Annotated in this window: 8 protein-coding genes and 2 tRNA genes; 2 read left to right on the top strand and 8 right to left on the bottom strand. The window is 57.7% G+C overall.

The annotated features are described in order from the left end of the window. The 8 genes from VF672_RS19385 to rnr all read right to left on the bottom strand — a co-directional run. The coding region (locus VF672_RS19385) for a YgiQ family radical SAM protein (RefSeq protein WP_331106159.1) at window positions 1–1,677 on the bottom strand (1,677 nt) is incomplete at its 3' end. 209 nt (window positions 1,678–1,886) lie between these two features. Then, complete coding sequence (dnaB, locus tag VF672_RS19380) at window positions 1,887–3,281, bottom strand: replicative DNA helicase (protein ID WP_331106158.1); 1,395 nt, start codon at window positions 3,279–3,281, stop codon at window positions 1,887–1,889. A 150-nt stretch (window positions 3,282–3,431) separates the two neighbouring features. Beyond that, window positions 3,432–3,878, bottom strand: a complete 447-nt coding sequence (gene rplI / locus VF672_RS19375) for a 50S ribosomal protein L9 (protein WP_065987794.1) — start codon at window positions 3,876–3,878, stop codon at window positions 3,432–3,434. A 19-nt stretch (window positions 3,879–3,897) separates the two neighbouring features. Further along, complete coding sequence (locus VF672_RS19370; protein WP_331106157.1) at window positions 3,898–4,794, bottom strand: hypothetical protein; 897 nt, start codon at window positions 4,792–4,794, stop codon at window positions 3,898–3,900. Between the two features lie 38 nt (window positions 4,795–4,832). Continuing rightward, complete coding sequence (rpsR, locus tag VF672_RS19365; RefSeq protein WP_037015707.1) at window positions 4,833–5,063, bottom strand: 30S ribosomal protein S18; 231 nt, start codon at window positions 5,061–5,063, stop codon at window positions 4,833–4,835. Window positions 5,064–5,091: 28 nt separating this feature from the next. Further along, window positions 5,092–5,514: a 30S ribosomal protein S6 gene (gene rpsF, locus VF672_RS19360; RefSeq protein ID WP_037015709.1), complete on the bottom strand. Its 423-nt coding sequence runs from the start codon at window positions 5,512–5,514 to the stop codon at window positions 5,092–5,094. A gap of 271 nt (window positions 5,515–5,785) precedes the next feature. Then, window positions 5,786–6,535: a 23S rRNA (guanosine(2251)-2'-O)-methyltransferase RlmB gene (gene rlmB, locus VF672_RS19355; RefSeq protein ID WP_037015712.1), complete on the bottom strand. Its 750-nt coding sequence runs from the start codon at window positions 6,533–6,535 to the stop codon at window positions 5,786–5,788. Then, the gene (gene rnr, locus VF672_RS19350; RefSeq protein ID WP_331106156.1) at window positions 6,532–9,150 is read right to left on the bottom strand and encodes a ribonuclease R; all 2,619 of its coding nucleotides are present in this window, start codon (window positions 9,148–9,150) and stop codon (window positions 6,532–6,534) included. Before rnr ends, rlmB begins: the two co-directional genes overlap by 4 nt. A gap of 213 nt (window positions 9,151–9,363) precedes the next feature. Between rnr and VF672_RS19345 the strand changes: the two genes are divergently transcribed. Then, window positions 9,364–9,450: transfer RNA gene (locus tag VF672_RS19345), tRNA-Leu, on the top strand. 194 nt (window positions 9,451–9,644) lie between these two features. Next, window positions 9,645–9,731 (top strand) — tRNA-Leu (locus VF672_RS19340). The last annotated feature ends 40 nt before the right edge of the window (window positions 9,732–9,771 follow it).

Below are 9,771 nucleotides of genomic sequence, written 5' to 3'. Positions count from 1 at the left end.
CTCCTTGCCCGCTTCCTTGGTGTACTTCTCGAACATGCGCTTGAACTTGTCATAGCTGCCAATGCCCGGCTTCATCATCTGGTTGAGCGGACCTTCCTCGGTGTGTTCCGGGGCGATCTTCAGGTAGCCACCGACGTGGTGCGTCACCAGTTCCTTGACGTACTCCGGCGACTCGACCGCAAGGTCGTAGCGCAGGCCGGAAGCGATCAGAATTTTCTTCACGCCTGGCAAGGCACGGGCACTGCGATACAGCTGAATCAACGACGAGTGATCGGTATTCAGGTTCGGGCAGATGCCAGGAAACACGCAGGACGGCTTGCGGCACGCGGATTCGATTTCCGGGCTCTTGCAGGCGATGCGGTACATGTTCGCGGTCGGTCCGCCAAGATCGGAAATAACCCCTGTAAAACCCGGCACCTTGTCGCGAATTTCTTCGATCTCGCGAATGATCGACTCTTCGGAGCGGTTCTGGATGATGCGGCCTTCATGTTCGGTGATCGAGCAGAAGGTGCAGCCGCCGAAACAGCCACGCATGATGTTCACTGAGAAGCGGATCATGTCGTAGGCCGGGATTTTTTCCTTGCCGTACGCAGGATGCGGGACACGTGCGTAAGGCATGCCAAACACGTAATCCATTTCTTCAGTGGTCATCGGAATCGGTGGCGGATTAAACCAGACATCGACTTCGCCATGCTTCTGAACCAAGGCCCGAGCGTTGCCCGGATTGGTTTCAAGGTGCAGCACGCGGTTGGCGTGGGCATACAGAACGGAGTCGCCACGGACTTTTTCCATGGACGGCAAACGGATGACAGTCTTGTCTCGAGTCATGCGCGGGCTGGCCAGGATCTGCACGACCTTGGCTTCGTTCGGATCTTCAACCGGCCCTTTTTCCTGCTCGATAGCGCAGGCCTGGGTGTCTTGGGTGTTGACGTAAGGGTTGATGATCTTATCGACCTTGCCCGGACGGTCGATACGCGTGGAGTCCACTTCGTACCAGCCTGTCGGCGTGTCGCGACGGATGAACGCCGTGCCGCGCACATCGGTGATGTCTTCGATTTTGTGACCGTAGGACAAACGCTGGGCGACTTCGACAATGGCCCGCTCGGCGTTGCCGTAGAGCAGGATGTCGGCGCAGGCGTCAATCAGGATCGAGTTGCGAACCTTGTCCTGCCAGTAATCGTAATGCGCGATGCGACGCAACGAAGCCTCGATGCCGCCCAATACGATCGGCACATGCTTGTAGGCTTCCTTGCAGCGCTGGCTGTAAACCAGGCTGGCGCGATCCGGACGCTTGCCGGCCATGCCGCCTGGCGTATAAGCGTCGTCGGAGCGGATTTTTTTGTCGGCGGTGTAGCGATTGATCATCGAGTCCATGTTGCCCGCAGCGACACCGAAAAACAGGTTCGGCTCGCCGAGTTTCATGAAGTCGTCTTTGGACTGCCAGTTTGGCTGGGCGATGATCCCGACGCGGAAGCCTTGGGACTCCAGCAGCCGGCCGATAATCGCCATGCCAAAGGACGGGTGATCCACATACGCATCACCGGTGACGATGATGATGTCGCAGGAATCCCAGCCAAGTTGATCCATTTCTTCCCGGCTCATCGGCAGGAAAGGCGCTGGCCCGAAACATTCGGCCCAGTACTTGGGATAGTCAAATAACGGCTTGGCTGCTTGCATGTCGATGACCGGTGTTGGTGTGCAGGAAAGCGATCTGCGTTCGCAAAAATCGCGGTCGCGGAATATAGCACAAATTTTGATCAAGTCCGACGGTGGTGGTCGGATTTGCCGGAACACAAAAAATTCTTCTGTAGGAGCCAACTTGTTGGCGAGAGGGTGCCAGGTACGCCACGCCGCCAACAAGTTGGCCCCTACAATTCTGTGTTTCCTTAATCGTCGTCGAAGTTGTAGCTGCCCGGCGCCAGGTTCTCGAAGCGGGTGTATTTGCCGATGAACGCCAGCCGCGTGGTGCCGATGGGGCCGTTACGCTGCTTGCCGATGATGATTTCGGCGATGCCTTTGTGCTCGGTTTCCGGGTGGTAAACCTCGTCCCGATACACAAACATGATCACGTCAGCATCCTGCTCGATCGCTCCGGATTCCCGGAGGTCGGAGTTGATCGGACGTTTGTTCGGGCGCTGCTCCAAGGAGCGATTGAGCTGGGAGAGCGCGACCACCGGGCAATTGAATTCCTTGGCCAAGGCTTTCAACGAGCGGGAAATCTCGGAAATCTCGTTGGTCCGGTTGTCACCACCGGAACCGGGAATCTGCATCAATTGCAGGTAGTCGATCATGATCAGGGCGATATCGCCGTGCTCACGCACCAGACGCCGGGTCCGGGCGCGCATTTCCGATGGGCTGATGCCCGCCGTGTCATCGATGAACAGCTTGCGATCATTGAGCAAGTTGACCGCCGAGGTGAGTCGTGGCCAATCGTCGTCTTCCAAACGGCCGGCACGGACCTTGGTCTGGTCAATGCGGCCCAGGGACGACAGCATACGCATGATCAGCGATTCGCCTGGCATTTCCAGCGAGTAGACCAGAACGGCCTTGTCGCTGCGCAGTACCGCGTTCTCCACCAGGTTCATGGCAAAGGTGGTCTTACCCATGGACGGACGACCGGCAACGATGATCAGGTCCGACGGCTGCAGGCCACTGGTCATGCCGTCCAGATCGGTATAGCCGGTAGACAGGCCGGTAATGGCGTTATCGGTATTGAACAGCGTATCGATGCGGTCGATGGCCTTGGTCAACAAGTCGGTAACGCTGACCGGGCCGCCGGTTTTTGGCCGCGCTTCGGCGATCTGGAAGATCTGCCGTTCGGCTTCGTCCAGAATCTCGGCGGCGTTGCGGCCTTCCGGGTTGAACGCGCTGTCAGCGATCTCAGTGCTGATGCTGATCAACTGGCGCAAGGTCGCTCGTTCACGAACGATCTGGGCATAAGCCTTGATGTTGGCGACCGACGGGATGTTTTTCGCCAGTTCACTGAGATAACCCAGACCGCCGACCTGGGAAGTCTGACCTTCTTTGTCCAGCTGTTCGGCGAGGGTCACTACGTCAATGGGCATGTTTTGATCAGCCAGGCGCGCAATGGCCCGGAAGATCAAACGGTGGTCATGTCGATAGAAATCACCGTCCGACACTTGATCGAGCACGCGTTCCCAAGCGTTGTTGTCCAGCATCAAGCCACCGAGTACAGCCTGTTCGGCCTCGATGGAATGCGGCGGCACCTTCAGGGCAGCGGTTTGCAGATCATATTGTTCGGGAGCGGAGATGTCGTTCATGGCCACACGGAAATCAGGGGGGTTGAATCAGGATACTCAGAAATGACAAAGGGCACGACCTGCGAACAGGAACGTGCCCAATGCTAACCCGCTGAGGAACGAGTCATCAGCGGGTCAGACTTCTGCACCGAGGCACAGAAACCAGACTGCTTAAGCAGCTACAACAACAACGCGAACGGTAGCTTCAACATCGCTGTGCAGGTGCACGGCTACGTCGTATTCGCCAACGTTACGGATGGTGCCGTTCGGCAGACGAACTTCAGCTTTAGCCACTTCAACGCCAGAGGCGGTCAGTGCATCAGCGATGTCGTGAGTACCGATCGAACCGAACAGCTTGCCTTCGTCACCAGCGGTGGCAGTGATAGTCACTTCCAGCTCAGCCAGTTGAGCAGCACGAGTTTCAGCAGAAGCTTTCTTCTCGGCGGCAGCTTTTTCCAGCTCTGCACGACGCTCTTCAAACGCAGCCACGTTGGCAGCGGTTGCAGCGGTTGCTTTGCCGAAAGGCAGCAGGAAGTTACGACCGTAGCCAGCCTTAACGTTTACTTTATCGCCCAGGTTGCCCAGGTTGGCGACTTTTTCCAGCAGGATGAGTTCCATTTGGTAAAACCTCTTAACTTTAACCTTCACCGTTCGCAGAACCGTTATCGGGGTCTTTCGACGCCAACCGGCCGCGAAAATCAATCAGGCTGTCGACAATGGCAAACACCACCAGCAACGGATAGATCAGCTGCATGAACAGCAACAACGTGACGTACAACCCCACCAGCCAGAACCGTGTCAGGCGCTTTGCAGACACCAGACCGTGAATCAGGGCCAGACCCGCGAACATGAGCGGTACGCTGCACAACGGTGTCAGCATCGCCAGCTGAGGACCGAAGTTCGGCCCCACCAACATGCACACCAGCAGCACCAGCATCGGTGCCCGCGGGAGTTTCAGGCTGCGAAATTCGCGCCCGAAACCGCCCGGGTTATACAACAACGCCTGCCAGTACCGCCCAAGGATCAGGCATACCACGCTGACGATCTGCAACAACGCTGCAATCAGGCCGTTGAGAACCGGTGTAATCAGTGCCCCCAGACGCGCTCGCTCTTCTACCGACATCTGCTGGTAGACATCACCGAAGACGTGGGGCAAGAGCTTTTGCAGCTCCCCCGCCATGGCTTCGATGGGCTCGCGAAACACTGCGCCCAGAATCACTGCATACAACAATCCTGCTGCCACGCTGACCAGCAGCACGCGGACCCAAGACTCGCTGGCGCGCAACACGGCCGCCAACCCCCATGAACCCAGCAACACCATCAAGGTGCGGGGTTCACCGAAATACCACCAGACCAAAGCCGGCAGCAGAGCCCAGGCAAGGACGCCTAACGCGTCGCTCGTCCCGCGCCGCAGGAGCACAAGGCAACCCGCAGCAGCACTCAACCAGAAAAACAGCGGCAATGCCGCACATCCAACCACTACGAGAGTGGCCTGCATGCGGCCACGCATGATGAATTCAGCCATGGCGCGCATGCGATCTATCCCTTACTGCGTTTGTCGACGACCTGGTCTCAGCGGCCGTGGCTGTCGGTGTAGGCCAACAGGGCCAGGAAGCGGGCGCGCTTGATAGCGGTAGCCAGCTGACGCTGATAACGAGCTTTGGTACCAGTAATGCGGCTAGGAACGATCTTGCCGGTTTCAGATACGTAGGCTTTCAGGGTGTTGAGATCCTTGTAATCGATCTCCTTCACATTTTCAGCTGTGAAGCGGCAGAATTTACGACGACGGAAGAAACGTGCCATGTAATGGGCTCCTCAAAAGGTCCGTGGATTACTCGTCAGCGTTATCGCTGTTGTCGCTGTCATCACCATCAACGCCTTCGGCGTCGGAGTGCTCAGGACGGTCGCGACGCTCACGGCGCTCACTGCGGTTTTCTTCAGCCTTGAGCATCTCGGACTGGCCAGTAACAGCTTCGTCGCGACGGATGACAAGGTTACGGATCACGGCATCGTTGTAACGGAAGTTGTCTTCCAGCTCGGCCAGAGCCTTGCCAGTGCACTCAACGTTCAGCATCACGTAGTGAGCCTTGTGAACATTGTTGATTGCATAGGCCAGTTGACGACGGCCCCAATCTTCCAGACGGTGGATCTTGCCGCCGTCTTCTTCGATCAGCTTGGTGTAACGCTCAACCATGCCGCCGACTTGCTCGCTCTGGTCCGGGTGAACCAGAAAGATGATTTCGTAATGACGCATGAATGCTCCTTACGGGTTGTAGCCTGCCGCCAAAGCGGTCAGACAAGGAGTGAATAACACTGGTTTATCTTGCACAGGGACAGGCACATCAGCGCCTGCCATGACAGCAAGGGGCGCAATTGTAGAGAAGGGGTCAGAGGGGCGCAAGGAGATTGGTGAATATTTGAACAGTGGTGGTGCGACGCAAGCTACAAGCTACAAGCTACAAGCTACAAGCTACAAGCCGGAGCGTGACCGGCTCGAACTTGAGGCTTGCAGCTTGCCACTGACACTACTTCTTGGCAGCCGCGCGCTGGCGCAGGGCTTCGAACAGACAAACGCCTGTCGCGACCGAAACGTTGAGACTGCTGACGCTGCCGGCCATTGGCAGGCGCACCAGGTAGTCGCAATGTTCTCGCGTCAGGCGACGCATGCCTTTGCCTTCCGCGCCCATGATCAGAATGGTAGGGCCGGTCAGGTCCTGCTGATACAACTCCTGCTCGGCCTCACCTGCGGTACCGACAACCCAAAGACCGCGCTGCTGAAGTTTCTCCAGTGTGCGCGCCAGGTTGGTCACGGCCACGAGTGGAATGACCTCCGCCGCGCCGCACGCCACTTTCCGCACCGTTGGCGTCAGGGTCGCAGATTTGTCCTTGGGCACGATGACGGCGAGTGCTCCCGCTGCATCGGCTGTACGCAAGCAGGCACCGAGGTTGTGCGGATCAGTAACCCCGTCCAGGACCAGAATCAGCGGTGGGCCTTCGGTGCGGTCGAGCAGCTCATCGAGCATGGCCTCACCCCAGACCTGGCTCGGGCTGACATCCGCCACCACGCCTTGATGGACACCTTCAACCCAGGCGTCCATCTCACGCCGCTCGGCCTGACCCACTGAAACGCGATTCTGTGCAGCGAGTTCGATGAGCACCTGCACGCGCGGATCGCTGCGCCCTTCAGCCAACCAGATCTGCTTGACCCGTTTCGGGTGATGACGCAACAGCGCCTCTACGGCGTGAACACCGTAGATTTTTTCCAGCTGACTCATGACTTGGCCTTAGGTTTGCGCACGCTGCCACTGTCTCCAGCGGCAGAGCCTGATTTCGACGAACCCTTACGGTGCTTGCTGGACTTGCCGGAAGTGCCAGCGGAATCACTCCCTGACTTTCCCGAAGATGCCTTGCTACCACCCTTGGCTTCAGTCAGCAGCGCCTTTTTCATTTCACGGCTTTTGCGCACTTCGGCGTTTTTGGCCGCTGCGTCGCTTGGCCGATAAGCCTCAGCTACAGGCTCTTTTGCGGTCCGGCGACCCGACTTGGGGGCGGACGACGAGTCTTTGGCACTCTTACCGTTATCTGCCGCGGCAGCGGCTTCGGACGTCCGGCGCTTACGCCCGATCGGGGCGCTGGTGGTTTTTTCCGACATTTCAAAGTCGATCTTGCGCTCGTCAAGATCAACACGCATGACGCGCACCTCAACGGTGTCGCCCAAGCGGAAACTACGGCCGGTGCGCTCGCCCGCAAGACGATGGTGGACCGGATCGAAGTGGTAGTAGTCACCCGGCAATGCGGTGACATGAACCAGACCTTCCACATAGATATCGGTCAGCTCGACGAACAGACCGAAACCGGTGACGGCTGTGATCACGCCCGGGAACGACTCGCCAACACGGTCCTTCATGAACTCGCATTTCAGCCAGTTCGTGACGTCGCGGGTCGCCTCATCAGCACGACGCTCGCTCATCGAGCACTGCTCGCCCAGTTGTTCGAGCATCGCTTCGTCGTACGGGTAAATGCGCGCTTTCGGAATGGCGGGCGCGCCGGCACGGCGAACGTGCGGCGTTTCCTGCTTGGAGCGAATGACGCTGCGGATCGCACGGTGGGTCAGCAAGTCCGGGTAGCGACGAATCGGCGAGGTGAAGTGCGTGTACGCCTCGTAATTCAAGCCGAAGTGGCCGTGGTTATCGGAGCTGTATACCGCCTGACTCAACGAACGCAGCATGACGGTCTGGATCAGGTGATAGTCCGGACGGTCCTTGATGGTTTCAAGCAGCGCCTGGTAGTCCTTCGGTGTCGGTCCGTCCTTGCCTTTGTGCAGGGAAAGACCCAACTCGCCAAGGAACGCACGCAGCTTTTCAAGACGCTCAGGCGGCGGGCCGTCGTGCACACGATACAGCGCAGGGATCTCGTGCTTCTTCAAAAACGCTGCAGTCGCCACGTTCGCGGCAAGCATGCATTCTTCAATCAGCTTGTGCGCATCATTGCGAGTGGTTGGGCGGATTTCGGCAATTTTGCGCTCGGTGCCGAAAATGATCCGGGTTTCCTGCGTTTCGAAATCGATCGCACCGCGAACGTGCCGAGCACCAAGAAGCACTTTGTACAGTGCATAAAGCTGCTTCAGGTGTGGCACGACATCACCATACTGCTCGCGCAACTGCTTGGCTTCGGCGGCTTTTGGATGCTCCAGCATCGAGCTGACCTTGTTGTAGGTCAGACGCGCATGGGAGTGAATGACGGCTTCGTAGAACACGTAGTCGGTCATCTCGCCGGTTTTGGAGATGGTCATCTCGCAGACCATCGCCAGGCGATCAACCAATGGGTTCAACGAGCACAGGCCATTGGACAACTGCTCGGGGAGCATCGGGATGACGCGCTCGGGGAAGTACACCGAGTTACCGCGGACCTGTGATTCAGCGTCCAGCGCCGAACCGAGCTTCACGTAACTGGAGACGTCGGCAATGGCCACGTAAAGCTTCCAGCCGCCGGAGAACAGGCGCAGTTTGCCGGGCTTGGCTTCGCAGAAAACGGCGTCGTCGAAGTCGCGGGCATCTTCACCATCAATGGTGACGAAGGGCAGGTGGCGCAGATCGACGCGGTTTTCCTTGTCCTTCTCTTCGACTTCCGGCTTCAGCTTGGCGGCTTCTTTCAGCACCGCTTCAGGCCAGACATGGGGGATGTCGTAGGTACGCAGCGCGACATCGATCTCCATGCCGGGCGCCATGTAGTTACCCACCACTTCAACCACGTCGCCTTGCGGCTGGAAACGCGGCGTCGGCCAGTGAGTGATTTTCACCTCAACGAACTGACCGACCTTGGCGCCGTTGTTGCGGCCCGGGGTGATCAGCACTTCCTGCTGGATCTTTGGATTATCCGGCTGGACGAAGCCGATGCCGCTCTCTTCGAAATAGCGACCCACCACGGTTTCGTGCGCACGGGAAATGACTTCAACGATCACGCCTTCGCGTCGACCGCGACGATCCAGGCCGGAGACGCGCGCCAATGCACGGTCGCCATCGAACACCAGACGCATTTGCGCAGGGCTCATGAAGAGGTCGTCAGAGCCGTCATCCGGCACCAGGAAGCCGAAACCGTCACGATGGCCGCTGATGCGACCCAGGATGAGGTCCAGCTTGTCGACCGGCGCGTAGGTGCCACGGCGGGTATAAATCAATTGCGCGTCGCGCTCCATGGCGCGGAGCCGGCGACGCAAGGCCTCGATCTGATCTTCAGTCGTCAGGCCAAACTCTTCCACCAGCTGCTCACGGGCGGCGGGCGAACCGCGCTCGGAGAGGTGCGCCAGAATCAGCTCACGGCTTGGGATGGGGTTTTCGTATTTTTCCGCTTCACGAGCGGCCTCGGGATCGAGGGACTGCCAATCGGCCATTAGAATGAATTCACCTTATCTGTATGTAATTAGTTTGGCATATACCAGATTGAAACGCGAAGACAGCATTTGCTGAGACTTTTCGCTATTTCAAATTATTTTTGCACGGGGGCTTTACAGCCTTCAATCTCCTCCGTAAGATGCGCCCCACAACGACGGCACTGCCTAGTTGTAGTTGAAATCAAACGAAATATCGAATGAAATCAACGCTCTGCCCAGATGGTGAAATTGGTAGACACGCCAGCTTCAGGTGCTGGTGACCGCAAGGTCGTGGAAGTTCGAGTCTTCTTCTGGGCACCAATTCAACGAAACCGAGCCTTGGCTCGGTTTTGTGCATTTTGCGGTGTGAAAAGTCAAGTCCGGCAAAACAGTCCTCAGCGTAGATCACTTCCCCTGCCCCGTCCCTCACGCCTGTCCAATCACCCGCCCGCCTTTCCAAGAAAATCAAAAATTCAGTTGCACTCCTGCTAAAAATCTAATTAAATCAGCGCCATGCCCAGATGGTGAAATTGGTAGACACGCCAGCTTCAGGTGCTGGTGACCGCAAGGTCGTGGAAGTTCGAGTCTTCTTCTGGGCACCAAACAAACGAAACCGAGCCAAGTGCTCGGTTTTTTTGTTTA

It is taken from the genome of Pseudomonas sp. (assembly GCF_036387035.1).
Taxonomy (GTDB): domain Bacteria; phylum Pseudomonadota; class Gammaproteobacteria; order Pseudomonadales; family Pseudomonadaceae; genus Aquipseudomonas.
The sequence above is the reverse complement of the archived record's forward strand: the minus strand, read 5'-3'. Positions and strand labels throughout refer to the sequence as shown.

Coding starts and splice junctions, on each gene's coding strand:
- VF672_RS19370 (WP_331106157.1), bottom strand. CDS start 4,794: ATGCGCGCCATGGCTGAATTCATCATGCGTGGCCGCATGCAGGCCACT.
- rplI (WP_065987794.1), bottom strand. CDS start 3,878: ATGGAACTCATCCTGCTGGAAAAAGTCGCCAACCTGGGCAACCTGGGC.
- rpsR (WP_037015707.1), bottom strand. CDS start 5,063: ATGGCACGTTTCTTCCGTCGTCGTAAATTCTGCCGCTTCACAGCTGAA.
- rlmB (WP_037015712.1), bottom strand. CDS start 6,535: ATGAGTCAGCTGGAAAAAATCTACGGTGTTCACGCCGTAGAGGCGCTG.
- dnaB (WP_331106158.1), bottom strand. CDS start 3,281: ATGAACGACATCTCCGCTCCCGAACAATATGATCTGCAAACCGCTGCC.
- rpsF (WP_037015709.1), bottom strand. CDS start 5,514: ATGCGTCATTACGAAATCATCTTTCTGGTTCACCCGGACCAGAGCGAG.
- rnr (WP_331106156.1), bottom strand. CDS start 9,150: ATGGCCGATTGGCAGTCCCTCGATCCCGAGGCCGCTCGTGAAGCGGAA.